This window comes from Streptomyces sp. NBC_00510, assembly GCA_036013505.1.
In the GTDB taxonomy this organism is placed as follows: domain Bacteria; phylum Actinomycetota; class Actinomycetes; order Streptomycetales; family Streptomycetaceae; genus Actinacidiphila.
The window spans coordinates 2,682,770-2,708,289 of sequence record CP107851.1 but is presented as its reverse complement, the minus strand read 5'-3'; the positions used below and the strand labels follow the sequence as shown (position 1 = coordinate 2,708,289).

24 protein-coding genes are annotated in these 25,520 nt (G+C 72.7%); 12 read left to right on the top strand and 12 right to left on the bottom strand.

The features are described 5' to 3' along the window. Positions 1-94: 94 nt before the first annotated feature. Positions 95-1,873 (top strand): sulfate permease, encoded by a 1,779-nt coding sequence (gene sulP, locus OG937_11920; GenBank protein WUD72333.1) that lies wholly within the window; start codon positions 95-97, stop codon positions 1,871-1,873. 91 nt (positions 1,874-1,964) lie between these two features. Then, a complete protein-coding gene (locus OG937_11915) occupies positions 1,965-3,959 on the top strand; it encodes an ABC transporter ATP-binding protein/permease (protein ID WUD72332.1) in 1,995 nt (664 codons plus the stop codon). A 57-nt stretch (positions 3,960-4,016) separates the two neighbouring features. On the opposite strand, the gene OG937_11910 is transcribed toward OG937_11915, so the two are convergent. Then, complete coding sequence (locus tag OG937_11910; GenBank protein WUD72331.1) at positions 4,017-4,370, bottom strand: OB-fold domain-containing protein; 354 nt, start codon at positions 4,368-4,370, stop codon at positions 4,017-4,019. A 49-nt stretch (positions 4,371-4,419) separates the two neighbouring features. Then, positions 4,420-5,124: a TetR/AcrR family transcriptional regulator gene (locus OG937_11905; protein ID WUD72330.1), complete on the bottom strand. Its 705-nt coding sequence runs from the start codon at positions 5,122-5,124 to the stop codon at positions 4,420-4,422. 103 nt (positions 5,125-5,227) lie between these two features. Between OG937_11905 and OG937_11900 the strand changes: the two genes are divergently transcribed. From OG937_11900 to OG937_11890, 3 genes are read left to right on the top strand one after another with little or no spacing between them, the layout of a single operon-like run. After that, the gene (locus tag OG937_11900) at positions 5,228-6,379 is read left to right on the top strand and encodes an acyl-CoA dehydrogenase family protein (GenBank protein ID WUD72329.1); all 1,152 of its coding nucleotides are present in this window, start codon (positions 5,228-5,230) and stop codon (positions 6,377-6,379) included. 31 nt (positions 6,380-6,410) lie between these two features. Continuing rightward, positions 6,411-7,196 (top strand): electron transfer flavoprotein subunit beta/FixA family protein, encoded by a 786-nt coding sequence (locus OG937_11895; GenBank protein WUD72328.1) that lies wholly within the window; start codon positions 6,411-6,413, stop codon positions 7,194-7,196. A 38-nt stretch (positions 7,197-7,234) separates the two neighbouring features. Next, positions 7,235-8,197 (top strand): electron transfer flavoprotein subunit alpha/FixB family protein, encoded by a 963-nt coding sequence (locus tag OG937_11890; GenBank protein ID WUD72327.1) that lies wholly within the window; start codon positions 7,235-7,237, stop codon positions 8,195-8,197. Positions 8,198-8,279: 82 nt separating this feature from the next. Here OG937_11890 and OG937_11885 read toward each other — a convergent pair whose 3' ends face one another. Then, entirely contained in the window at positions 8,280-8,912 is a 633-nt protein-coding gene (locus OG937_11885) for a TetR family transcriptional regulator (GenBank protein ID WUD72326.1), read from the bottom strand. A gap of 90 nt (positions 8,913-9,002) precedes the next feature. Here OG937_11885 and OG937_11880 point away from each other — a divergent pair, with 90 nt between their 5' ends. The 3 genes from OG937_11880 (at position 9,003) to OG937_11870 (ending at position 12,536) form a co-directional block, all read left to right on the top strand. After that, a complete protein-coding gene (locus OG937_11880; GenBank protein ID WUD72325.1) occupies positions 9,003-10,379 on the top strand; it encodes a GH1 family beta-glucosidase in 1,377 nt (458 codons plus the stop codon). 94 nt (positions 10,380-10,473) lie between these two features. Next, entirely contained in the window at positions 10,474-11,739 is a 1,266-nt protein-coding gene (locus OG937_11875; GenBank protein WUD72324.1) for an MFS transporter, read from the top strand. A 242-nt stretch (positions 11,740-11,981) separates the two neighbouring features. Beyond that, positions 11,982-12,536 (top strand): HPP family protein, encoded by a 555-nt coding sequence (locus tag OG937_11870; GenBank protein ID WUD72323.1) that lies wholly within the window; start codon positions 11,982-11,984, stop codon positions 12,534-12,536. Positions 12,537-12,543: 7 nt separating this feature from the next. Here OG937_11870 and OG937_11865 read toward each other — a convergent pair whose 3' ends face one another. Next, a complete protein-coding gene (locus OG937_11865; protein ID WUD72322.1) occupies positions 12,544-13,062 on the bottom strand; it encodes a BBE domain-containing protein in 519 nt (172 codons plus the stop codon). Positions 13,063-13,156: 94 nt separating this feature from the next. Continuing rightward, positions 13,157-13,921 (bottom strand): alpha/beta hydrolase, encoded by a 765-nt coding sequence (locus tag OG937_11860; GenBank protein WUD72321.1) that lies wholly within the window; start codon positions 13,919-13,921, stop codon positions 13,157-13,159. A gap of 402 nt (positions 13,922-14,323) precedes the next feature. Between OG937_11860 and OG937_11855 the strand changes: the two genes are divergently transcribed. Further along, positions 14,324-14,707, top strand: coding sequence for a nuclear transport factor 2 family protein (locus OG937_11855; protein ID WUD72320.1), 384 nt, complete (start codon positions 14,324-14,326; stop codon positions 14,705-14,707). Here OG937_11855 and OG937_11850 read toward each other — a convergent pair. Next, positions 14,673-15,509, bottom strand: a complete 837-nt coding sequence (locus OG937_11850; protein ID WUD72319.1) for a helix-turn-helix transcriptional regulator — start codon at positions 15,507-15,509, stop codon at positions 14,673-14,675. The genes OG937_11855 and OG937_11850 overlap by 35 nt on opposite strands. 59 nt (positions 15,510-15,568) lie before the next feature. Then, on the bottom strand, positions 15,569-16,321 hold the full coding sequence (locus OG937_11845; GenBank protein ID WUD72318.1) for a class I SAM-dependent methyltransferase: 753 nt from the start codon (positions 16,319-16,321) through the stop codon (positions 15,569-15,571). 100 nt (positions 16,322-16,421) lie between these two features. On the opposite strand from OG937_11845, the gene sph reads away from it, so the two are divergent. Continuing rightward, positions 16,422-17,435, top strand: a complete 1,014-nt coding sequence (sph, locus tag OG937_11840; GenBank protein WUD72317.1) for a sphingomyelin phosphodiesterase — start codon at positions 16,422-16,424, stop codon at positions 17,433-17,435. 61 nt (positions 17,436-17,496) lie between these two features. Here the strand turns inward: sph and OG937_11835 are convergent, their stop codons facing one another. The 3 genes from OG937_11835 to OG937_11825 all read right to left on the bottom strand — a co-directional run bounded on the left by OG937_11835 (position 17,497) and on the right by OG937_11825 (position 21,998). Continuing rightward, a complete protein-coding gene (locus OG937_11835) occupies positions 17,497-18,282 on the bottom strand; it encodes an aldo/keto reductase (GenBank protein ID WUD78717.1) in 786 nt (261 codons plus the stop codon). A gap of 142 nt (positions 18,283-18,424) precedes the next feature. After that, complete coding sequence (locus OG937_11830) at positions 18,425-20,257, bottom strand: AMP-dependent synthetase/ligase (protein ID WUD72316.1); 1,833 nt, start codon at positions 20,255-20,257, stop codon at positions 18,425-18,427. A 214-nt stretch (positions 20,258-20,471) separates the two neighbouring features. Next, positions 20,472-21,998: an MFS transporter gene (locus OG937_11825; protein ID WUD72315.1), complete on the bottom strand. Its 1,527-nt coding sequence runs from the start codon at positions 21,996-21,998 to the stop codon at positions 20,472-20,474. A gap of 122 nt (positions 21,999-22,120) precedes the next feature. Here OG937_11825 and OG937_11820 point away from each other — a divergent pair, with 122 nt between their 5' ends. Next, entirely contained in the window at positions 22,121-23,095 is a 975-nt protein-coding gene (locus tag OG937_11820) for an AsnC family transcriptional regulator (GenBank protein WUD72314.1), read from the top strand. Here the strand turns inward: OG937_11820 and OG937_11815 are convergent. Beyond that, complete coding sequence (locus OG937_11815; protein ID WUD72313.1) at positions 23,073-23,927, bottom strand: LysR substrate-binding domain-containing protein; 855 nt, start codon at positions 23,925-23,927, stop codon at positions 23,073-23,075. The genes OG937_11820 and OG937_11815 overlap by 23 nt on opposite strands. A 123-nt stretch (positions 23,928-24,050) precedes the next feature. On the opposite strand from OG937_11815, the gene OG937_11810 reads away from it, so the two are divergent. Next, positions 24,051-25,088, top strand: a complete 1,038-nt coding sequence (locus OG937_11810) for a bile acid:sodium symporter (GenBank protein ID WUD72312.1) — start codon at positions 24,051-24,053, stop codon at positions 25,086-25,088. Positions 25,089-25,126: 38 nt separating this feature from the next. Here the strand turns inward: OG937_11810 and OG937_11805 are convergent, their stop codons facing one another. Continuing rightward, positions 25,127-25,498: a DoxX family protein gene (locus OG937_11805; GenBank protein WUD72311.1), complete on the bottom strand. Its 372-nt coding sequence runs from the start codon at positions 25,496-25,498 to the stop codon at positions 25,127-25,129. Positions 25,499-25,520 lie beyond the last annotated feature (22 nt).

Genomic DNA, 25,520 nt, shown 5'->3' with positions numbered 1-25,520 from the left:
CCGGTACGACGTCACCTCCAGGGTCCTCCGCCACCCGGGAGCGCGAGGAGGGGCCGACCGGCCCCAACACGGGGTCGTCGGGGAGGATGGGCCCATGCCGTCCGCCGTCTCCAAGCCCGCCCCGCCGCCCGCGAGGTCCGCCGCGAAGCGCGGTTGGCGCGGACTGCTGCCGGGCCTCGCCACCCTGGCCGGCTACCGCAGGGCATGGCTGCGCGGCGACCTGCTCGCCGGCGTCACGGTGGCGGCGTACCTGGTGCCGCAGGTCATGGCGTACGCCGAACTGGCCGGGCTGCCGCCAGTCGCCGGGCTGTGGGCCGCCCTCGCCCCGCTCGCGCTGTACGCCCTGCTGGGGTCGTCCCGGCAGCTGTCGGTCGGCCCGGAGTCCACCACCGCGCTGATGACGGCTACCTCGGTCGCGCCCCTGGCCGCGGGGGACCCCGGCCGCTACGCCGTGCTCGCCGCTGCGCTCGCGGTCGTGGTCGGCCTGCTGGCCGTGGTGGCGTGGGCGGTACGGGCGGGCTTCGTCGCCGACCTGCTGTCGCGCCCGGTGCTCGTCGGCTACCTGGCCGGGGTGGCCTGCATCATGATCATCGACCAGCTGCCCAAGCTGACCGGGGTGCCGGTCACGGGAGAGGAGTTCTTCCCCCAGCTGGTCTCCTTCGTGACGCACCTGCCGCAGGCGCACGCGGGGACGGTGGCCTTCGCCGCGTCCGCGCTGCTCTTCCTCTTCCTCGTCCAGCGGTACGCCCCGCGCGCGCCCGGTCCGCTGCTCGCCGTGGTCGCCGGCACGGTCGTCGTCGGCGTCTTCGGGCTGGAGGGGCACGGCATCGCGGTCATCGGCGAGGTCCCCTCCGGACTGCCCCGGCCGGCCCTCCCCACCCCCGGCGACCTGGCGCACCTGCTGCTGCCCGCGGTGGGCGTGCTGCTGGTGGGCTACACCGACTTCGTGCTCACCGCACGGGCCTTCGCCGGCCAGGACGCCGACCGCCTCGACAGCAACCAGGAGTTGCTCGCCCTGGGCGCCGCCAACCTCGGGTCGGGCGTCCTGCACGGCTTCCCGGTCAGCAGCAGCGCCAGCCGCACCGCGCTCGGCGTCTCCGCCGGCAGCCGGACCCAGCTGTACTCCCTGGTGACGCTGGTGGCGGTGGTCTGCGTCCTGCTGTTCCTCAACCCGGCGCTGTCCGCGATGCCATCCACCGTCCTCGGCGCCATCGTGGTCTTCGCCGCCTGCCGGCTGATCGACCTCGCCGGTTTCCGCCGCCTGGCGTCGTTCCGCCGCCGCGAGCTGCTGCTGGCCCTCGCGTGCCTGGTGGGCGTGCTCGCCCTGGACATCCTGTACGGCGTCATGGTCGCCGTCGCCCTGTCGGTGGCGGAGATGCTGGTCCGGGTGGCCCGCCCGCACGACGCCGTCGAGGGCCTGGTGCCGGGCCTGGCCGGCATGCACGACGTGGACGACTACCCAGAGGCCCGCACGATCCCCGGTCTGCTCGTCTACCGCTACGACTCGCCGCTCTTCTTCGCCAACGCCGAGGACTTCCGCCGCCGGGCCCTCGCCTCCGTCGACCGGCAGCACGACCCGGTGCGGTGGTTCGTCCTCAACACCGAGGCCAACGTCGAGGTCGACATCACCGCCCTGGACGCCCTGGACGCCCTGCGCCGCGAACTCGCCGCCCGCGGCATCGTCCTCGCGCTCGCCCGCGTCAAGAAGGACCTGCTGGACGACCTGGACGCGTACGGCCTGACCGGGTCGGTGGGCCGGGAGCGCGTCTTCCCCACCCTGCCGACGGCGGTCGAGGCCTACCGCGCCTGGGCGGAAGGCGGCGCCGACGGGGGCGGGAACGGGGCCGCCGGGAGCGGGGACGGGGCGCACTGACGGGAGCGGGCCACACGGCGCCGCCGTGAGGAGCACCCTGTGGGAAGGCCGCCACGGCACCGTGCCGCGGCCGCCGCCGAGGGGGACGCTCATGACCAGGCGGAAGCGGCAGGAAGCCCCGGGAAACCCGGACGTCCTCGCGCCGGAAGAGGTGTCGGAGTCCGAACGGCTGCTGTTCGGCGGGCCGTTGCGGTACGACATGGGCTGGAACAAGCACGACGGCTCCTTCCTGGAACTGGGGCTGCGGGCGATGCTCCGGCGGCTCCCGCAGCTCGTCGGGACCACCGTGCGTCTGGCCCACCGGGCCGATCCGCGGGCCCTGCGCGTCGTGGCGCTGGCCGAGGCGGGCCGCGGCGTCGCCCAGGCGGTGGGCCTGGTCGCCGTCAACTGGGTGCTCGCCCGGCTGCTCGTGCCCGGCGGGACCGCCGAGCGGCTCACGGGCGCCGCCCCGGCGCTGGTGCTCGTGGCCGCGGCCGCACTGACCGGGGCGGTGCTGCGCTCGGCCTCCACGGCCGGCACCGGAAAACTGGAGCCGACCGTGGAACGGGCGGCCACCGAGATGTACCTGGAGCGCGTCGCCCGCGTGGAGCTCGCGGCCGTGGAGGACGACGAGTTCCACAAGCTGCTCGACTCGGCGTCCTGGGGCGCCGCGTCGGCCCGGCGGATGATCAACTTCTGCTCGTCGGTGGTCAACGCGCTGATCTCGCTGGTCGCGGCGGCCGGCGTGCTCACCGTCCTGCACCCCGGGCTGCTCCCGCTGCTGGCGGTGATGACCCTGCCCAGTGCCTGGAGCGCGCTCACCATCGCCCGCCGCCGGTACATCTCCTTCCACAACTGGGTGCAGCACGCCCGCGCCGGGCAGCTGCTGGGACGCCTGCTGATCGAGACGCAGGCGGCGCCCGAGGTCCGCGTCCACGACCTCGGGCCGTTCCTGCTGGGGCACTTCAGGGCGATGGCCGAGAACGGCGAGCGGGAGCAGACCCGGCTCGCGCGGCTCGCGGCGCGCACCGGACTGGTCGCCTCGGCGTGGACCGGGGTGGCGACGGCGGCCACGTACGGCGCACTGGGCGCGCTGCTGTGGAGCGGGGCCATGGGGCTGTCCGTGGCCGGCACGGCGGTGATCGCCATCCGCACCGGGTCCTCCGCCCTGGACCGGCTCGTCGTCCAACTCGGCTACCTGCACGAGGAGGCGCTGTTCGTCGCCGACCTGGAGCGGCTGTGCGCCGAGGCGGACCGCCGGGTGATCCCGCGCGGCGGGCTCGACCTGCCGGAGCGGGTCGAGGCCGTCCGCTTCGAGAAGGTGACCTTCAGCTACCCGGTCACCGCCGCCGCGGCGCCCGGCACCCCGCTCGTGCGGCCGCCGGCCCTGTGCGAGGTCGACGTCACCATCCCCATCGGCCAGGTCGTCGCCCTCGTCGGACGCAACGGCAGCGGCAAGACCACCCTGGCCAAGCTGCTGTGCGGGCTCTACACGCCGGACTCCGGACGGATCCGCTGGGACGGCGTCGACGCGGCCGAGGCCGACCGGCGGCAGATCACCGACCGGATCGCCCTGGTCTCGCAGGACGCCTACCGCTGGCCGTTCACCGCGCGGGTCAACGTCGGGATCGGCCGCCCCGACGCCCTCCTGACGGACGAGCGCCTGGACGCCGCCGCCCGCTACTCCGGCGCCGACGAGGTCGTCGCGGGCCTGCCCCGCGGCTGGGACACCCTGCTGGGCCGCGGGTACAAGGGCGGTCACGAGATATCCGGCGGCCAGTGGCAGCGGCTCCAGCTCAGCCGGGCCCAGTACCGCGACGCCCGGATCCTCATCGTCGACGAGCCGACCAGCGCCCTGGACGCCCAGGCCGAGCAGCGGGTCTTCGACCTCATCCGGGAGCTCGCCGCCGACGGGCAGACCGTCGTCCTGATCACGCACCGCCTGCACAGCGTCCGCCACGCCGACGTGATCTACGTCCTGGACGGGGGACGCGTCGTCGAGCACGGCGCCTTCGCCGACCTGATGCGGCCGGGCGCGGGCACGGGCGACTTCCGCGAGATGTACCTGCTGCAGTCCCGGCAGTACCAGCACCCCGAGCACAACTGACCCACGGGACCGGCCCGTCGGGGGCCCGGCCGGTGGCGCGTCGCGGGGCCGGGGCGACTACCAGGTGTACGGGGACACCGGCGGCTCGCAGAGTTCGAAGACGAGCTCGCCCGCATCGGCGCGCTCCGTCCGGGCCACCCGCACGCGCGCGCCGCTGCGCACCTGCATCGGCAAGGCGCCGACGATCCGGCCCCGTACCGAGAACCCCTCGGAGAGGTCGACGAGGGAGGCGTCCCGCATCGAGCGGACGATCACCCCCGTACCGTCGCTGCGCACCTCGTCGAGCTCCGTGGAGGCGCAGGTGGGACAGAGGAGGCGCTGGAAGGCGGTGTTGCCGCACCAACGGCAGCGCTGGACCAGCAGCCCGCCGTCAACCGATTCGTCGTGCGCGTCGAGAGTCCGGTCATTCATGGCGCACACGATATGGCACTGAGTGCACTTTGAAAAGGCACTGAGTGCCTTACGTGGGGGAGCCCTCCTCCGTCAGACCCGCCTCGATCTCCCGGACGACCCGCCACATGGGCGTCCGCCGCTTGGTGATCACGATCACCACGTCGTCCTCCGCCTCCGGGGTGCCCTGCCGGGCGGCGCCGTCCCCGTTCCAGGCGGCGCGGACGAACTCCATCGCGTGGTCCACGGCCGCGCCGGCGTCGCCCTCCGCGCCGGAACGCAGCCATGTGCGCAGGCCGTTGTTGTGGGCGGCGACCACGGCCGCCGCGATCACGTCGGCCCGGAGCTTGCCGTCGGGGCGGTCCGCGTAGCGGGCCCCGAGGTAGTCGGCGATCGCGCGCTCGTAGCGCCACACGACCGAGAGTTCGTACGCCCGCAGCCCGGGCACCTGCTTGGTGAGGCGGTAGCGCTGCACGGAGAAGGTCGGGTTCTCGGCGTACATGGTGAGCACCAGGCGGGCCGCGTCGCAGACCCGCGTCACCGGGTCGTCCGTGTCGGCGCTGGCCTCCAGGAAACGGGTCATGTCGGCGAGCGCGCCCTCGTGGTCGGGGAAGACCACGTCCTCCTTGGAGGGGAAGTAGCGGAAGAACGACCGGCGCCCGACGCCGGCGAGGGCGACGATGTCGTCGATCGTCGTCGCCTCGTAGCCGCGTTCGAGGAAGAGCTGGAAGGCCGCTGCGACGAGGGCGTCCCGCATCGGGGGCTTCGTGGTCATGGAGGCGAACCTAACACCGGGGGTCAGTCGATCGATGGCACTGAGTGTGCATAATTGAGGGTACTCGATGCCATGGAAGCTGACGCGGACTGGAGTAACGGACGTGAGTGACAATTTCGACCTCTTCCGGACGTCGGAGGAGCACGACATGCTCCGGGACGCGGTGCGTTCGCTGGCCGAGGCGAAGATCGCGCCGTTCGCGGCCGAGGTGGACGAGCTCGGGCGGTTCCCCCAGGAGGCGCGGGACGCGCTGGAGGCGAACGACCTGCACGCGGTGCACGTGCCGGAGGCCTTCGGTGGCGCGGGTGCGGACGCCCTGTCGACGGTGATCGTCATCGAGGAGGTGGCGCGGGTGTGCGCCTCCTCCTCCCTGATCCCGGCGGTGAACAAGCTGGGCTCGCTGCCGGTGCAGCTGTCGGGCTCGCAGGAGCTGAAGGCCAAGTACCTCGGGGCGCTGGCGCGTGGCGAGGGGATGTTCTCGTACTGCCTGTCGGAGCCGGAGGCCGGCTCGGACGCGGCGGGGATGAAGACGCGCGCGGTGCGCGACGGGGACTTCTGGGTGCTCAACGGCGTCAAGCGGTGGATCACCAACGCGGGCGTGAGCGAGTTCTACACCGTCATGGCCGTGACCGACCCGGAGAAGCGCTCCAAGGGCATATCGGCCTTCGTGGTGGAGAAGGGCGACGAGGGCGTGTCCTTCGGCGCCCCGGAGAAGAAGCTGGGCATCAAGGGGTCGCCCACCCGCGAGGTCTACTTCGACAACGTGCGGATCCCCGCGGACCGGATGATCGGCGCGGAGGGCACGGGCTTCGCCACGGCGATGCGCACCCTGGACCACACGCGGGTGACGATCGCCGCGCAGGCCATCGGCATCGCGCAGGGCGCGCTCGACTACGCCAAGGGCTACGTCAAGGAGCGCAAGCAGTTCGGCAAGGCGATTGCCGAGTTCCAGGGCATCCAGTTCATGCTGGCGGACATGGCGATGAAGCTGGAGGCGGCGCGGCAGCTCACGTACGCGGCGGCGGCGAAGTCGGAGCGTTCGGACGCGGACCTGACGTTCTTCGGTGCGGCGGCCAAGTGCTACGCGTCGGACGCGGCGATGGAGATCACCACGGACGCGGTGCAGCTGCTCGGTGGTTACGGGTACACGCGGGACTACCCGGTGGAGCGGATGATGCGCGACGCCAAGATCACCCAGATCTACGAGGGCACCAACCAGGTCCAGCGCATCGTCATGGCCCGCAACCTGCCGTAATCAGCAAACCGAGAGTGTGGAGGGACATCAAGTGAGCTTGAGGATCGTTGTCGCAGTGAAGTACGTGCCTGATGCCACGGGTGATCGTCACTTTGCGGGGGATCTGACCACGGATCGGGATGCGGTGGATGGTCTGCTGTCGGAGCTGGACGAGTATGCGGTGGAGCAGGCGCTGCAGATCGCGGAGGCGGTGGGTGACGCCGAGGTGACCGTGGTGACGGTGGGTCCGGAGGATGCGAAGGACGCGTTGCGCAAGGCGTTGTCGATGGGTGCGGACAGGGCGGTCCATGTCGAGGACGACGGTTTGCACGGCAGTGATGTGATGGGGACGTCGCTGGTGCTGGCGAAGGCGGTCGAGCATGCGGGGTTCGATCTGGTGGTGACGGGGATGGCGTCCACCGATGGGACGGCGGGTGTGGTGCCGGCTTTGCTGGCGGAGCGGTTGGGTGTGCCGCAGGTGACGTTGCTGTCGGAGGTGAAGGTCGAGGGTGGTGTGGTGTCCGGTCGCCGGGATGGTGACACCGCCAGTGAGCAGCTTGAGGCGTCGTTGCCGGCGTTGGTGTCGGTGACGGATCAGTCGGGTGAGGCGCGGTATCCGTCGTTCAAGGGGATCATGGCGGCGAAGAAGAAGCCGGTGGAGTCCCTGGATCTGTCCGACCTGGGTGTCGAGGAGGGGCAGGTGGGTCTGGCGGGTGCGTGGTCGACGGTGGATGAGGCGGTGGCGCGTCCGCCGCGGACGGCCGGTGTGATCGTGAAGGACGAGGGCGAGGGCGGCAAGCAGCTCGCGGAGTTCCTCGCGAGCCAGAAGTTCATCTGAAGCCCCCTTTCATCGAGTGCGCAGGAGTAGGTAGTCCCATGGGTGAAGTCCTGGTTTATGTCGATCATGTGGATGGTGCGGTCCGCAAGCCGACGCTGGAGTTGCTGACGATCGCGCGTCGGCTGGGTGAGCCGGTGGCGGTGGCGCTGGGTGCGGGTGCCGGTGCGGCGGCGGGTGTGCTGGGTGAGCATGGTGCGACCCGGGTGCTGGTCAATGAGGCTGGGGAGTTCGGGCAGTATCTGGTGGTGCCGAAGGTGGATGCGCTGGAGGCGGCCGTGCGTGTGGTGAGTCCGGTGGCGGTGCTGGTGCCGTCCTCGGGTGAGGGCAAGGAGGTCGCGGCGCGGCTGGCGTTGCGGTTGGGGTCGGGCATCATCACCGACGCGGTGGATGTGGTGGCCGGTGAGCAGGGGCCGGTGGCTACGCAGTCGGCGTTCGCGGCGTCGTTCACGACGAAGTCGCGGGTCACGACCGGCGTGCCGGTGATCACGGTGAAGCCGAACTCGGCGCCGGTGGAGGCTGTTTCGGCCGGGGGTGCGGTGGAGGAGTTGGCGGTGGTCTTCGGTGCGCTGGCCACGGGTACGAAGGTGGTGGCGCGTACGCCGCGGGAGGCGACGGGGCGTCCGGATCTGACCGAGGCGGCGATCGTGGTGTCCGGTGGTCGGGGTGTCAATGGTGCGGAGAACTTCGTGGTGATCGAGGCGCTGGCGGACTCGCTGGGTGCGGCGGTGGGTGCGTCGCGTGCGGCGGTGGACGCGGGTTGGTATCCGCACACCAATCAGGTGGGTCAGACGGGTAAGTCGGTGTCGCCGCAGTTGTACATCGCGGCGGGTATCTCGGGTGCGATCCAGCACCGGGCGGGTATGCAGACCTCGAAGACGATCGTGGCGGTGAACAAGGACCCGGAGGCGCCGATCTTCGAGCTGGTCGACTACGGCGTGGTCGGTGACCTGTTCCAGGTCGTACCGCAGCTGACCGCGGAGGTCACCGCCCGCAAGGGCTGACCCCGGCACACCAACCGGCCGGCAGCACGCACCGGAGCCCCGTGACGCCCCCTGACGGCACCACGGGGCTCCGGCGTGTCCGTCAGCCTCCGAGGTAGCCCCGCAGCAGCCGCTTGCACTCGGCGATGAGCACCGGATCGCCCTCGGGGTCCCGGCGGAAGGCGAGTCGGAGGACCGCGTCGGCGGACTCGAGGGCGACGTGCAGCCGCACGCGCGCGGCGGCCTGGTCCTGGTCGCCGAGCAGCCCGCCGACGAGGAACCAGAGCCGGTCGGCGACGGCCGCGTTGTTCTCCAGCACCGCGTCGAGGAGGTGGACGCTGCGGGGGTCCTCGCGGCCGATCGCCCCGAAGTCCACCACGCCGAAGCCCGGTACGGCGCGGCGCATCGCGACGTACTCCTCGATCGCCAGGTCCACCATCGCCCCGATCCGCGGCGGGCGTTCGGCCTCCACCCGGCGGGCGAGCCGGTCGGCGAAGTGCCCCAGGTTCCGTCCGGCCAGCGCGCCGAGCAGCCCGTCGACGCCGGGGAAGAACTGGTACAGCGTCCCGATCGGGACCTCCGCGCGCCGGGCCACCTCCTTGGTGGTGAGCGCCGTGTAGCCGACCTCGTCCAGCAGGTGTGCGCAGGCGTCCAGGATCCGGTCGAAACGTTCCTGGCTGCGCTGCTGCACGGGGCGGCGGCGGAGGGGACCGGACGGGTTCGCACGTGCCTGCATGGTCCCACTCTGCCGGATCGGGTGTACGTTGGCGAGATCCAACATGAGCATTCCTCATGTTCATCGCGTTCCGCAGAGGAGAGGATCCCGATGTCCCCGCTTCCCGCCTCCTTCAGCTGGGGTGCGTCCACCGCCGCGTACCAGATCGAGGGCGCCGTCGCCGAGGACGGCAAGGGGGCGTCCGTGTGGGACACCTTCAGCGCCCGGCCCGGCGCGATCCGCGACGGCCACACCGGTGAGGTCGCCTGCGACCACTACCACCGCCACACCGCGGACGTGGCGCTGATGAAAGGCCTCGGGCTCGACGCCTACCGCTTCTCGATCTCCTGGCCGCGCGTCCTGCCGGAGGGCCGGGGCCGCGTCGAGCCGCGCGGACTCGGCTTCTACGACCGCCTGGTGGACGAACTCCTCGCGGCCGGCATCACCCCCACGCCGACCCTCTTCCACTGGGACCTCCCGCAGGCGCTGGAGGACGAGGGCGGCTGGCTGAACCGGGACACGGCCCGCCACTTCGCCGAGTACGCGGCCGTCGTCGCCGGGCGCCTCGGTGACCGGGTCACGCGCTGGATCACCCTCAACGAGCCCTTCGTCCACATGGTGTTCGGCTACGCCTTCGGCACCCACGCCCCCGGCCGCGCCCTGATGCTGGAGGCGCTGCCCGTCGCCCACCACCAGCTGCTCGGGCACGGGCTCGCCACCGCCGCGCTGCGCGCGCACGCCGCCGTCCCCGCGCAGGTGCTGATCGCCAACAACTGCACCCCGGTGCGGACCCGCGAGGGCGCCACCGACGCCGACCACGCCGCCGCCGCGGCCTACGACGCCCTGCACAACCGGCTGTTCACCGACCCGCTGCTGCTCGGTGGCTACCCCGACCTGTCCGCGTACGGGCTGACCGACCCGACGTGGGGCGGCGTGGTCCACGAGGGCGACCTCGCGGTGGTCGCCGCACCCCTCGACGGCCTGGGCGTCAACTACTACAACCCCACATGGATCGCCACCCCCTCGGCGGAGGCCGGCCTGCCCTTCGACATCCTGGAACCGGACGCGGCCGTCCCGGGCCTCCCGTACCCGCGCACCGCCTTCGGCTGGCCGGTGGTGCCGGAAGGCCTCACCGAACTGCTCACCGGTCTCGACGCGCGGTACGGGGCCGCGCTCCCGCCCGTCTGGATCACCGAGAACGGCTGCTCCCAGGCCGACCACCCCTCGGCAGACGGCGAGGTCCGGGACGAGGCCCGCATCGACTACCTGCGCACCCACATCGAGGCCGTCGAGACCGCGCACGCCCGCGGGGTCGACGTCCGCGGCTACTTCACCTGGTCGCTGCTGGACAACTTCGAATGGGCCGAGGGCTACCACCAGCGCTTCGGGCTCGTCCACGTCGACTACGCGACCCAGCGGCGGACACCGAAGGCCTCGTACCACTGGTACCGGGAGCTCATCGCGCAGGCACGCCGCACCGCGCCCTGATTCGCCCGTATCCCTTGGCGGCCCGCCGGCCCGGCACTACACTCGCGCGAACATGAGATGACCTCATGTTCTCGGGTGCTGCAGGGGGAACCGCATGCGCCACACCGGTGAGGACGCCGCCCACACCCCGGACACCCTGTCGGCCGAACCGGTCGCCCGGGTCCGTCCGGCCTGGACCGCCCTGCTCAGCCTGGCCACGCTGGCCGTCTTCATGGCCTTCATGACCCCGATCCAGATCCTGCTGCCGCTGCAGCTGGAACACATCGACCCGGCCGGGAAGCACACGGCGCTGTCCTGGGTGACCGGCGCCGGCGCGTTGGTCGCGATGGTCGCCAACCCCGTGGCCGGCGCCCTGTCCGACCGGACGGCCTCCCGCTTCGGGCGCCGCCGGCCGTGGATCGTCGGCGGCGCGCTGGCCGGGGCGGCGGGACTGCTGGTCACGTCCGGTCAGCACACCGTCCTCGGCGTGGCCCTCGGCTGGTGCCTCGCCCAGGCCGGGCTCAACGCCATGCTCGCCGGGGTCACCACGCCCATCGCCGACCGGGTGCCGGTCGCCCAGCGCGCCGAGGTCTCCGGGTGGACCGGCATCACCCAGTCCCTCGGCCTGGTCATCGGCGCCGTCGTCACGACCACCGTGGTGACCGGGGTCGCCTCGGGCTACGCGACGATCGCGCTGCTGACCGTCGTCCTCGCGCTGCCCTTCGTGCTCCGCTTCGGCGAACCCGCGCTGCCCCGCGCGCTGCGTCCGCCCCTCGACCCGCGGCGCCTGGTCGCCGGCCTGTGGGTGAGCCCGCGCCGCCACCCGGACTTCGGCTGGGCCTGGCTGACCCGCTTCCTGATCAACCTGGGCAACGCGATGGGCACGCTGTACCTGCTCTACTACCTCACCGACTCGGTCGGCCTCGAGGACCCCGACACCGGCGTACTGGTCCTCACCCTGATCTACACCCTGTGCGCGACGCTCACCGCCGTCCCGGTGGGCGTGCTCTCCGACCGGGCCGGCCGCCGCAAGGGCTTCGTCCGGCTCTGCGCCGTCGTCATGGCCCTCGGCGCGGTCCTGCTGGCCTGCGTCCACACCTGGCCCGCCGCCATGGCCGCGGCCGCGGTGCTGGGCGCCGGCTTCGGGATCTACCTGGCCGTGGACCAGGCCCTGGTGACCCAGGTCCTCCCGGCCGCCGAGAACCGGGCCAAGGACCTCGGCGTCATCAACATCGCCAACTCCGGCCCCCAGGTGCTCGCCCCCGCCGTCGCCGCCCCCGTCATCGCCCACCTGGGCGGCTACACCGGCCTGTACCTCGCGACCGCGCTCGTCACGCTGCTCGGCGGACTGCTGATCTCCAAGGTGCGCGCGGTCCGTTAGGGCCACGGCGGATGAACTTCCCGGCGCGAGCCTGGGCGGATCGATAGAGGCCTTCGATCAAGCGATAGGAAGGCGGTCTTGGACGCGTCCCGCGCGGCGACGCCACGATCGAGGGCGTGATCCCCGTCGTCACGGAAGAGCCGCCGTGGGCCGGATACGGGGATGGTTCCGAGGAGTCCCCATGCTGATTCCGCGCGCCCCGGGGGCCTGTGCCCCGCCCCGCCCCGAGACCGGTCACCCCCATGGCGACTGACGCGCCCGGGGCGACCAGGACCGCCGACGCCGTACCCCACGAGGCGGAGCCGGCGCCCGAACGCCGCCGCAAGCACCACCTGCCGCGGCTGCCCCCGCGGACGATCGCCTCGGCGGCCGTCACGACCTCGGTCGGACTGGCCGTGCTGGTGGCCCTGGGCACACTCACGCACCAGACGGTGCTCGTGCCGCCGCTCGCGGCCACGATGGCGATCGTCACCGCGACCCCCGAATCCCCCCTCGCCCAGCCCCGCCACGTCATCGGCGGCCACATGCTCTCCTGCCTCGTGTGTTTCGGGGTGCTGGCCCTCGGCTGGCACGGCCCCTGGGCCGCCGTCGTGGGCTGCGGCATCGCCTGCGGGCTGGTGCTGCTGCTCAGGACGCCCCATCCGCCGGCCATGGCCACCGCCGTCATGATCATGCTCACCACCCCGTCCGCCACCCATTTCGTCCCGCTGCTGGCCGCCGGCACGGTGCTCCTCGTCGCCGTGCAGATGGTCTCCTCCCGCTTGAGGCGGCAGGTCTACCCCACGACGTGGTGGTGAGGGCTCATCATCGCGCGGCCGGGATGTTGTGGTTGAACCGGAAGAGGTTGTCCGGGTCGTACCGCGCCTTCACCTCGCCCAGCCTGCGGTAGGTCTCCGGGGTGTACGCCGGCACGGGACGCCAGGAGGCTGGCGTCCGCCGTGTCGGGCCCCGTGCTGAGGCCCGGGGACGACGCCTACGCCGGCGAGTGCTCGGGGGCCAACCTCGCCGTGGCGCACGGTCCTCGGGAAGCATGGGCCGCGCGTGACCTGGCCGGGGGAGCAGCGGTTCCGCGGCCAACGCCACCGGGACCTCTGCCAGGCCCAGCCGGATGGCCACGGCGATCCTGTGGTTGCCGTCGAGCGTCGCGAACTCCTCGTTGAAGCCGAGGCGGAGCGGCACGAGGATCCCGTGCGTGCCGATGTCCGCCGTCAGCGCGTTGAGATGGCGCGGCGTGTCGACGAGCGCGGAACCCACGACCTCCCGGTCGACCGCCCGGTACCTCGCGACGAGAGCGGTGGGCAGGTGTACTGGCGAATGCGGCATCCGCCCATGATGACCTCCCCGCGACGCGCTCGATCCGAGGCCGCAGTTGCGGCGCCCGTACCGGCAACCGGGACGGGCGCCGCAACCGCGTATGTCAAGCCGACGCGGTGACCGCTTCGCCGAGGTGCCGGGCGAAGAAGCGGACCGCGCTGTCGGCCTCGAAGCGGGGCAGCTCCTTGTGCTTGCCCGAGTTCACGTGCAATGACTTCTCCTTCGAGGCGAAGGCGTCGAACAGCGCGAGTCCCTCCTCGCGGGAGATGTGCTCGTCGTCCCACTGCAGGTCGAACTCGATCGGAATGGTGATCTGCTGCGCCTTCTCGGCCAGGACGTCGGGCCAGTGCTGGCCGAAGACCGCAGCCGTGATCCGGGGTTCGGCTGCCACGAACGGCACGCCGATCGCGGTGCCCATGTTGATGCCCCAGTAGCCGACCGGCCCGTCGGTGCCGATCTCCGGAAGCTCCTGGAGGGCGTCCAGGAGCTTCTGGTACTCGGGCACGGCGAGCGCCGACAAGTAGTCGTTGTAGCGGACGACGATCGGGCCCTCCGGCTCGCCGGCCGCCCTCGCCCGGAACAGCTCGGCGATCTCCGCTTCGTCGTGCGCCGTCCGCGGCCGGTCGCCGTGACCGGGCGCGTCAAGGACGGCGACGTGGAAGCCGCAGCCGCTCACCAGGCGCTGCGCCCGGCCGGACATCGCAGGGTGCTTCTTGTGGTTGCCGCCGCCGTGCCCCATCAGGACCAAGGGCGCGCGCTCGGCACCGGAAGCCGGTGACCAGAGAACACCGGGGACCCCGTCCACGGTGAAGTCGCGCTCGACCACGCCGTTCATCGACGACTCGGCGGTGAACTGCAGAGAGTGCATGGGTGTGTGCCTTTCGGGAGTGCCTTGTTGTCGAGGCGCTCCCGGCGACACCTACGTCAATCGCCAGACCGTGACGGCAAGGGGGAGCACCCACAGAGCTGCAGCGTTCATGGGTCTCACCTCCTCGGGCGACGTCACGGGCAACTGAAGCTAACAGACCGATCATCGGCCCGCCCGAGATTTTTCCTGGCACTTGGTCGAGCCCGGGCCGGGTCGGTCCCGGTGGGTCCCCATCCGGCTCCGGCCGTGCGCTGCCTTCCCGGGAAGGGGCGGGATCCGCCATTACCCCGGGCGTAATCGACCCCTCGGGGCGGCCCCGGCAAGGTGGTTGTACCGGGCGGACGGGGTGGCGCACTCCACCCCGTCCGCCCGGGCCACACAGCCCGGATGAGGAGGACCGTGATGTCGCAGAACCGGTACGAGGCCGCCGTCGCCCGTTACTTCGAGGCGTGGAACAGCGCCGCGGACGCGGAGGCGCGGGCGAAGGCGGTGGCCGCCGCGTGGGTGGAGGACGGTACGTACACGGACCCACTGGCGCAGGTGGCGGGGCACGAGGGGATCGGGGCGCTGATCGCCGGGGTGGGGGAGCGGTTTCCCGGGTTCGTGTTCACGGCCGTGGGGGAGGTCGACGGGCATCACGACGTGGCGCGCTTCGCCTGGGAGCTGGGGCCCGCCGGGGCGGAGCCCGGGACGGCGCCGATCGCCGGGTCCGACGTGATCACGCTCGCGGAGGACGGCCGGATCCGCTCGGTCAGCGGCTTCCTGGACCGGCTGCCGGCGGCGTGAGGGACGGAAGGGCGGCGGCGGTCTCCGGGTCGGCGGGGAGGAAGGTCTCGATCGCCAGCTCGGAGACCGTCACGTCCATGGGGGTGTTGAAGGTGGTGGCCGTCGAGATGAAGGACAGCACCCGGCCGCCGTGCTCGATGCGCATCGGCAGGGCGAAGGGGAAGACCTCGGTGTCGCCGGAGGCGGAGGAATCCTCGGCGGGGTCGTGCAGGCTGGGCGGGGCGGGGTAGGCCGTCAGTTCCTCGTACAGGGCGCGCAGCGGCTCGTGGCCGCTCATCGTCATCTGACGCTCGATCCGCTCCAGCAGGTGTCCGCGCCACTGGCGGAAGTTGCGGATGCGCGGGGCCATGCCCTCGGGGTGGAGGGTGAGGCGCATGGCGTTGAGCGGCGGCCGCAGCAGGTGCGGGGTGACGCCCTCGAGCAGGGCGCCCACGCCCTGGTTGGCGGCGACGACGTCGTACATGCCGTCCAGGACCAGGGCCGGGAAGGGGTCGTAGGCCGCCAGGAGACGGTCGAGGCTCTCGCGCAGCGGGTGCATCGCGGGGTCGCGCAAGGGGGTCTCCGGGTACGCGGGGGCGTAACCGGCGGCGATGAGCAGGGCGTTGCGTTCCCTGACGGGTACGTCGAGGTGCTCGGCGAGCCGCAGGACCATGGCCTGGCTGGGGCGGGAGCGGCCGGTCTCGATGAAGCTGATGTGCCGGGCCGAGCTGTCCGCGCGCAGGGCGAGTTCCAGCTGGCTGATCCGGCGCCGCTCGCGCCAGCCGCGCAGCAGCGTCCCCACCCCCGCCGTGGTCGTCGTCATCCCCCGACCGTAACCCAGGTGCGGGGCCGCAGCCGCGGCCGGCCGGCTGACCGGACCGCTCAACGGGCCGCCGCTGCGGGGGAGTCCTTGACGAGGGCGAGCAGCCGGTAGAGCGGGTCGGGGCGGGCGGTGTCCTGCCCGGGCAGCGCGGCCAGGCGGCCGGCGAGGGCCTGCGTGTCGCCGTCGCGCAGGGTGAGGGCGGAGGCGAAGTCGCCCGCCGCGATGCGGGCGGCCAGGTCGCGCGGGGTGCGGCCCTGGCCGTGGCCGGCGAAGCGGGCCCCGCCCGCCGGGCGCAGGCCGTGCGCGGCGGCCTGCCGCACCACCCGTTCCTCCGCGTCGTACGCCACCCGCGTGCGGAACGGCGCGAGGAGGGCGTCGACGTCGCTGCCCACGTCGTGCCCGGCGTCCTTGTCGACGGTGGTGACGAGCACCCCGCCGGGGCGCAGCAGCCGAGCGCACTCGGCGATCACCGCGGGCGCGTCCGGCAGTAGATGGAGCAGCCACACGGCCGTCACCGCGTCCAGCGAGGCGGTCGCGAACGGCAGCCGGCGTACGTCGGCCTGTACGATCCCCGGCCCCACCCGGCGGACGGCGAGTCGGGTCATGGCCAGGGCGGCGTCGGCGCCGAGCACGCGCAGGCCGGGGCGGCCGGTGTAGCGGGCCGTGACCAGCCCGGTGCCGCAGCCGATGTCGAGCACCGTCCGGGCCGTCCGCGGTATCAGCCCGAGCACGGCGGCGGCCGCGGCCTCGGCCCGGGGGACGCCGCCGCGGGTGGCGTCGTAGATGGCGGCCTGCTCCTCGTAGTCCAGCACGTCCGTAGGCTAGCCGCCCGCCATCTACCCAGTGGTAACCAACTGCCCCTAGTCTCACGCTGTTTCCGCGACCGAGCTCCACCCGACTCCAGGAGAGCCCGTGAGACACGGCAGAGCCGCCGCCGCTTGCGCCTTCGTCCTGCTCATCGCCTCGTCCGCCGGCGCCGCCGGCACCGGAACCGCAACCGCGAGCCCCACGGCCACCGCGGCCGCGGCCCCCACGGTCACCACCGCGGCGCCCCCGCTGCGGCTGGTCACCAGCAACGTGATGATGCTGCCGCGCACCCTCTACCCCAACTGGGGTCAGTTGCAGCGCGCCGACCTCATCGCCGCCTCCGGTTACGTCCAGGGCGCCGACGTCCTGGTCTTCCAGGAGGCGTTCGACAACGGGGCCTCCGACCGGCTGCAGGCGAACCTCAGGAGCCGCTACCCCTACCAGACCCCGGTGCTGGGCCGGTCCAAGAGCGGCTGGGACCGCACCGAGGGCGCGTACAGCTCGCTCACGCCCGAGGACGGCGGTGTGACGGTCCTCAGCAAGTGGCCGATCCTGGAGAAGGTCCAGCACGTGTACGGCGACGCGTGCGGCGCGGACTGGTTCTCCAACAAGGGCTTCGTGTACGTCGTCCTCGACGTGAACGGCACGCGGGTCCACGTCGTCGGCACGCACACCCAGGCCGACGACTCCGCCTGCGGCAGCGGCGAGGCCGCGGGCGTGCGCTCCGCCCAGAACCGGGAGATCGACGCCTTCCTCGACGCCCGGGCGATCCCCGCCGCCGAGCCGGTCGTCATCGTGGGCGACCTCAACACCGACGCCGGCGGTGCCGAGTACGCCGGCATGCTCGCCGACCTGGACGTCGCGGCGCCCGACGCCGACCCCGGTCCGGCCGCCAGCTTCGACCCCGCGACCAACTCCGTCGCGTACGACCGCTACCCCGACGAGCCCGCGCAGCGTCTGGACCACGCGCTCCTGCGCAACGGCCACGCCCGCCCCGCCCGCTGGAACAACCGCGTGGTCGACGAGCACTCGCCGCTGTGGTCGGTCACCAGCTGGGGCACCACCTACACCTTCGACGACTACTCGGACCACTACCCGGTCGTCGCCGGCGACGTCTGACCGCTCGGGGTGGCGGCAGGCCCGGACGGCCCGCCGCCGCCCCGCGGCTCGTCCGCGCGCGTCAGTTGAACGACGTCGGGTCCGGGCCGAGGCGCCCGCCGTTGTCGAGGGCTTCGATCGCGGCCAGGTCCTCGCCGTCGAGCTCGAAGCCGAAGACGTCGATGTTCTCCCGGATCCGCGACGGGGTCACGGACTTGGGGATCACGACGTTGCCGAGCTGGAGGTGCCAGCGCAGGACGACCTGGGCCGGGGTCCTGCCGTGCTTGGCGGCGAGGGCGGCGAGCGCCGGCTCGTCGAGGAGGCCGCGGCCCTGGCCGAGCGGCGACCAGGCCTCGGTGGCGATGCCGTGGGCCGCGTGGAAGGCCCGCAGTTCGCTCTGGGGGAGGTTGGGGTGCAGCTCGATCTGGTTGAGGGCGGGTACGACGCCGCCCTCGTCGAGCAGGTGCTGCAGCTGGGCGACCGGGAAGTTCGACACGCCGATCGCCCTCGCGCGGCCGTCGGCGTGGATCTTCTCCAGGGCGCGCCAGGTCTCCCCGTACAGGCCGCGGGCGGGGGTGGGCCAGTGGATCAGGTAGAGGTCCACGTGGTCCAGGCCGAGCTTGTCCAGGGAAGCGTCGAAGGCGCGCAGGGCGTTGTCGTGGCCCTGGTCGGTGTTCCACAGCTTGGTGGTGACGAACAGTTCCTCGCGCGGGATGCCCGAGGCGGCGATGGCGCGGCCGGTGCCGCGTTCGTTGCGGTAGAGCGCGGCGGTGTCGATGCTGCGGTAGCCGGCCTCCAGGGCCGTGGCGACCGCGGTGGCGGCTTCGTCGTCCGGGACCTGCCAGACGCCGAAACCGAGCTGGGGCATCGTGACGCCGTTGTTCAGGGTGATGTCGGGAACCGTGCTCACGAGCAGGTCGTCCTTACGTCGTCGGAGGAGGACTCAACGTTGATCCCCATTTCAACGATCTCCGCGGCGGCGGCATTCCCCGGCACCCCCAGCGCCCGCCTCAGGCGTGGTAGAGGGCCTCGATCTCTCGGGTGTACGCCTTCTCTATCGCCCTTCTCTTCAGCTTGAGCGAGGGCGTGAGCAGCCCGCCCTCCTCGGAGAACTGCCCGGCCAGGATGCGGAAGGTGCGGATCGACTCGGCCTGGGAGACGAGCGTGTTGGCGGCGACGACCGCCCGCCGGATCTCCGTCTCCAGGTCGGCGTCGTGGATCAGCTTGGCGATCGGCAGCTGCGGCTTGGCCCGCATCGTCAGCCAGTGCCCGACGCCCTCGGGATCGAGGGTGATCAGCGCCCCGATGAAGGGCCGGTCGTTGCCGACCACGACGCACTGCGAGACCAGTGGGTGGGACCGCACCCGGTCCTCCAGGACCACCGGCGAGACGGACTTGCCGCCGCTGGTCACCAGGATCTCCTTCTTCCGCCCGGTGATCGTGAGGTAGCCGTCCTCGTCGAGCGCGCCGAGGTCGCCGGTGGCGAGCCAGCCGTCGTGCAGGACCTCCGCGGTGGCCTTGGGGTTGTTGAGGTACTCGCTGAAGACCTGGCCGCCGTACACCCAGATCTCGCCGTCGTCCGCGATGTGCACCGTGGTGCCCGGGATGGGCAGGCCCACCGTGCCGAAACGTGTCTGCTCGGGCGGGTTGGCGACCGCGGCGGCCGTGGTCTCGGTGAGGCCGTACCCCTCGAAGATCCGCACGCCCGCGCCGTCGAAGAAGAGCCCCAGCTGCCGGTCCATCGCCGAGCCGCCGGAGAAGGCGTGCCGGACCTTGCCGCCGAGGGCGGCGCGCACCTTGCCGTAGACCAGCTTCTCGTACAGCTGGTGCTGCATCCGCAGCGAGGTGCTGGGGCCGGGACCGGTGCCGAAGGCCCGGGCCTCCATCGCCTCGGCGTGCCGTACCGCCACTTCCACCGCCTTCTCGAAGGGCCCGAGCTTGCCCCCCGCCTCGGCCTTGCGGCGGGCGCCCTGGAAGACCTTCTCGAAGACGTACGGGACGGCGAGCACGAAGGTCGGCTGGAACGAGGCCATCGCGGGCAGCAGCTCGGCCGCGGCCAGGTTGGGCTGGTGCCCCAGCCGGACCTTCGCGCGGACGGCCGCGACCTCCACCATGCGCCCGAAGACGTGGGCGAGCGGCAGGAAGAGCAGGGTGGACGCCTCGTCGCCGCGCTTGCTGTGGAAGACCGGCTCGTACCGGGCGACGACGTTGTCGCTCTCGGCCATGAAGTTGCCGTGGGTGATCACGCATCCCTTGGGGCGGCCGGTGGTGCCCGAGGTGTAGATGATCGTCGCGGTGGCGTCGGGGGTGACCGCCTCGCGGTATTGGTGGACCAGGTCGTCGTCGACGGAGAGGCCGTGCCGGGCCAGTTCGGACAGCGCGTCGGAGTCCAGCTGCCACAGCCGGGTCAGGTGGGGGAGTTCGTCGATGACCGCGCCGATCGTCATCGCGTGGTCCTCGTGCTCGACGACGCAGGCGACCGCCTCGGAGTCGTGCAGCATCCAACGGACCTGGTCCGAGGACGAAGTGGGGTAGATCGGGACGGGCTGGGCGCCGATCGCCCACAGCGCGAAGTCCAGCACGGTCCACTCGTAGCGGGTGCGGGACATCAGGCCGACCCGGTCGCCGAAGCGGATCCCCTGGGCGAGCAGGCCCCTGGCCACCGCCAGGACCTCGTCGCGGAAGCGGGCGGCCGTGACGTGCTCCCAGTCCGCGCCGTCCGCTCCGGCGCGGCGGCTCAGCACGATCCGGTCCGGCTCCTCGTCGGCATTGGCGAACACGGCGTCCGCCAGTCCTCCGACTTGGGGTGCCGTCACCAGTGGGGGAATGGTGAACTCGCGCAACGTCGCTCCTCGACCGCCTCGGCGGTCACAGAACGTACCCGATACCACGTGCGGAGGGGAGGGGCGTGACAATCGGCTGTGAAGGCCCGCGTGGGCTCCCTCACACCTTTGCGACGAGCCGATTCCCGGTTACCGCAAGGAACATGGACCCGGAGGACGGTTTCCGGGCGGACCGCGGCCCGCCCGGACTCTCCACCAAATCCCCTCGCGGGGATCACGGCCGCTCTACAGCCCCCACAGGCTCGGGTGCCGCGGCCGGCGCCGGATTGCCCGGCCGTTCCCGCACCAGGACGAGCACGACCGCACCCGCCAGCAGGCCGGCGACACCGGCCGCCAGGGCTGCCGCGTTCAGGCCCGAGGCGAAGGCGGCGTGCAGCGCGTGGTCGGTCGCCGCACGCCGGCCGGCGGGGACCCGGGCCAGCAGCTCCCGCGCTCCACCGCCCGCGAGCGCCCGGGCCGTCGCGTGCGCGGCGGGGGCCCCGGCGTCGCTCAGCGAGAGCTCCATCCGCGTGGAGAGCAGGGTGCCGAACACGGCGACGCCGAGCGCGTACCCCAGCTGCCGGAAGGTGTTGACCGCCCCGCCCGCCATGCCGGCCCGCCGCGGCGGCACGGAGGCCAGCGCGGCGCCCGCGATCGCCGGATTGACCAGCCCGACGCCGAGGCCCGCCACCACCAGGCCCGCGGTCAGCGCGGCCCAGCCGGAACCGGCGTCCAGCACCGCCTGGGCCAGCGCGCCGGCCCCGATGAGCACCATCCCGCCGCCGATCACCAGCCGGTACGGCGCCCCGTGCAGGAACCGGCCGCCCACCGCCGAGGCCACGAACGCCGCCAGCGCCAGGGGTATCAGCACCAGGCCGCCGCGGACCGGGCTGAGGCCGAGCAGCGTCTGCAGCCACAGCGAGGTGTACGGCAGGAAGCCGAAGGCCGTCGCGCTGAGCGCCAGCGCACCGACCATGATCGCGGTGAAGGAGGGGTTGCGGAACAGCGCCAGGTCCAGCATCGGCTGCGCGGCGCGCCGCTCGGCCACCACGAACACCACCAGCGCCGCCACCGCGCCGCCGAGCGTCCACGCCGTACGGGCCGAGGCCCAGCCGGCCTCGTCCGCCCGGATCACGGCGAAGGTGAGCAGCCCGGCGAAGGCGGTGAAGGACGCCGTGCCCGGCCAGTCGATGCGGGCCCCGCCGTGGCCCCGGGACTCCTTCACCACCCGCAGCGTCAGGGCGATCGCCACGACGCTCACCGGCAGGTTGACGTAGAAGATCCAGCGCCAGTCCAGCGCCTGGGTCAGCAGCCCGCCAAGCACCGGCCCGAGTGCCGCCGCCGCGCCGCTGACCGCGCCCCACACGCCCAGCGCCACCGACCGGTCGCGGCCCTGGTAGGCCGCGCCGAGCAGGGAGAGCGTCGTGGCGAACATCGCCGTCGCGCCGACCCCCTGCACCGCGCGCATCGCCACCAGGACCCCCGCTCCGGGCGCGAGTCCGCAGGCGAGGGAGGCCGCCGCGAACAGGGCCGTCCCCGCGACGTACATCCGGCGCCGCCCGATCACGTCGGCCGCGGAGCCGGCTCCCAGCAGCAGGGCGGCCAGTGCCAGCGCGTAGATGTCGATCATCCACTGGAGGTCGGACAGCGACGCGTCCAGGGCGTCCACGATGTCGGGCAGCGCGACGATCACGATCGTCACGTCGATGAGCAGCATGAAGGTGCCCAGGCAGACCGCCACCAGCGGTCCCCACTTGCGCATGTCCTTCTCCGTTCCGTTCTTCCATTCCGGGGTGGGTCCTCCGTACCATCGCGAGAACACCCGGGCTTCCTCCAGCCACGGGCGGCATCCCGCCGGAATCCGACACCATGAAGGAGAAGGCGATGGATTCCCACACGCTCGACGAGCTGGACATGCGGCTTCTGCACGCCCTGCAGCTCGACGGGCGCGCCCCCTTCAGCCGGATCGCCGACGTCCTCGGCGTCTCCGACCAGACCGTGGCCCGCCGCTACCGCAGGCTCCGCGGCGACTTCGGGATGCGCGTGCTCGGGCTCCCCGAGCAGGAACTGCTCGGACGCACCCGCTGGGCGCTGCGGCTGCGCAGCACCCCCGAGGCCGCCGAGTCCCTGGCCAAGGCCCTGGCCCGGCGCGACGACACCGCCTGGATCTCGCTGATGTCGGGCGGCACGGAGGTGATGTGCGTGACGCGCCCGCGCAGCCACGACGAGCACGACGCGCTGCTCCTCGGGCGTCTGCCGCGCACCCCGAGCATCGTCGAGATCGGCGCCCACAGCATCCTGCACACCTTCTACGGCGGCGCCCTGGGCTGGTTCGCCAAGCGCGGCGCGCTCACCGACGCGGAGGTCGCCGCGCTGCGGCCGCCCCCGCCCGAGCCGCCGTCCGGCACGGTCGTCCTCGACGCCACCGACGAGGCGCTGCTGGCCGTCCTGGCCAGGGACGGCCGCGCCTCCTACCCCGAACTGCACCGCGCCACCGGCCTGTCGGAGTCGGCGGCCAAGCGGCGGCTGGAGCAGCTGCGCGGCTCGGGCGTGCTCTACACCGACGTGCAGCTCGACACGGCGTGGATCGGCCACGACACCCGCGCCATCTTCTGGATCACGGCCGCCCCCTCCGCCCTGTCCGCGGTCGGGCAGGCGCTGGCCGCGCACCCCGAGACCGCCTACGTCGCGGCGACCACCGGATCGTCCAACCTCGTCGCCGTGGTCATCTGCAGCAGCACGCCGCAGCTCTACCGCTACCTGAGCGAGTGCGTCGGCGCCCTGGACGGGGTCCGGCACGTGGAGACCGTGCCGTCGCTGCGCCTGGTCAAGCAGATCACGACCGAAGGGATCCGCTGAGGACCGCCGCCGCGAGCGCGTCCGCCGCCTCCTGCGCCGCCGGCCGCCGCCGCCCGTGCAGCAGCACGAAGTCGACGCCGCCGAGCTCGGGCAGCCCCGCGCGGGCCGGGACCCGCACCAGACCGGGCGGGATCAGCCCCTCGGCGTGCGCCATCACCCCGAGCCCCGCCCGCGCCGCGGCGACCAGACCGCTCAGCGAGCCGCTGGTGCACGCGATGCGCCACGCACGGCCGTGCCGCTCCATGACCTCCAACGCCCGCGCCCGGGTGATCGCGGGGGCCGGGTAGAGGATCAGCGGGACGGGCCGCTGGGCCTCGGGGCGGTACCGCTCGCCGGCGATCCACACCAGCCGGTCGCTCCACACCAGTTGACCGTGGCTGTCGCCGGCCGCGCGCTTGCCCAGCATCACGTCCAGCCGGCCGGCGGCCAGCTGCCGGTGCAAGGTGGCCGACAGTTCCACCGTCAGCTCCAGGTCCACCTCGGGGTGGTCGCGCCGGAAGCGCTCCAGGATCTCGGGCAGCCGGGTCAGGACGAAGTCCTCCGAGGCGCCCAGGCGCAGCCGGCCGCGCAGACGGGTGCCCGCGAACCAGCCCGCGGCGCGTTCGTTGGCCTCCAGGATCGTCCGGGCGAAGCCGAGCATGGCCTCGCCGTCCTCGGTCAGCTCCACGCTGTGCGTGTCGCGGGTGAAGAACCGCCGGCCGGCGGCCTCCTCCAGCTTGCGCACGTGCTGGCTCACCGTCGACTGGCGCAGGCCGAGCCTGCGGCCGGCCTGCGTGAAGCTCAGCGTCTGGACGACGGCGACGAAGGTCCGCAGCTGCACCGGATCGAACACGGTGCCAGCCTACCGCCGCTCATCGCGATACGTGATGACAGTCAGTGCGGTCAAAGTCATTTACGATCTCCCGGTCACCGGGCACCCTGGAGAGGGCCCCGTCCAGCACCAATGAGGAAGCCCATGCACCGCCTGCGTTACCCGTCCTGGCTCCCCGTGGACCCGTACATCGCGGCGCTCCTCGGAACCGTGCTCCTCGCGGCGCTGCTGCCCGCCAGAGGCACCGGCGCCCACCTCGCGGGCGGGGCGTCCACCGGAGCGGTGGGTCTGCTCTTCTTCCTCTACGGCGTGCGCCTGTCCACCCGCGAGGCGATGGACGGACTGCGCCACTGGCGCCTGCACGGCACCGTCCTGGCCGCCACCTTCGTCGTCTTCCCGCTGCTCGGCCTGGCCTTTGGCGGACTCGTGCCGTACCTGCTGACGCCCGAGCTGCGCACCGGCCTGCTCTTCCTGTGCCTGGTGCCCTCGACCATCCAGTCCTCGATCGCCTTCACCTCCGTCGCCCGCGGCAACGTGGCCGCCGCCATCTGCGCCGGTTCCTTCTCCAGCCTCGCCGGGCTCGTCCTCACCCCGCTGCTGGCCGCGCTGCTGCTCGGGGGGAGCGGCGCGGGCTTCACGGCGGACGCGGTGCTGGGCATCGTGCTGCAGCTGCTGGTGCCCTTCGTGGCCGGTCAGCTGCTGCGCCGCTGGATCGGCGGCTTCGTCACCCGCCACAAGAAGGTGCTCGGCCTGGTCGACCGGGGGTCGATCCTGCTGGTCGTCTACGCCGCGTTCAGCGAGGGCGTGGTGCGCGGCATCTGGCACCAGGTCACGCCCCTGCGCCTGCTCGGGCTGCTGCTGGCCGAGGCCCTGCTGCTGGCCGCGATGCTCGGCCTCACCTCGTACGGCTCGCGCAGGCTCGGCTTCCCCCGCGCGGACCGGGTGACCATCGTCTTCGCCGGGTCGAAGAAGAGCCTGGCGGCCGGACTGCCCATGGCCTCCGTGCTGTTCGGGGCCCAGGCCGGACTGATGGTGCTGCCGCTGATGCTCTTCCACCAGATGCAGCTGATGGTGTGCGCCGTCCTCGCCAAGCGGTGGGCCCGGCAGGCGGAGGCGGCCGCGCCCGCCGCCGCCCCGGCCGCCGCCGCACAGCCCCGGGAGGTCGTGGCCGGCCGGAGGTGAGCCCGGTCCGCCGCGCCGCGCCGCGGCGGGGTGCCCGCTCAGCGCACGGCGTCGACCACGAGGACCGCCACCGCCATCGCCAGGAACAGCGCGTACGCGGCCAGGGCACGCCCCCGGTCACCGCAGCGCAGCTGGCACAGGAGCACCCAGGCGAAGATCCCCGCCTCCAGCGCGGCTCCGGCGACGCCGACGGGAGGCAGCCACAGTCCCGCCAGGACCGCGGCGGCGCCGAGCGTGTGCAGCGTGCCGAGCAGCGTGACCACCCACAGGCGCCGCCCCTCCAGGACGCCCAGCCGGGTCAGCTCGTCGAGCCGTTCCAGGCCGGGCCGCGCACGGATCAGCTGGGCGACCGCGGAGGGGACGACTTCCAGCAGCAGGAGGACGGTCGACGCGACGGCGAGTGCGAACACCCGGACAGTCTGCCGTACGTTC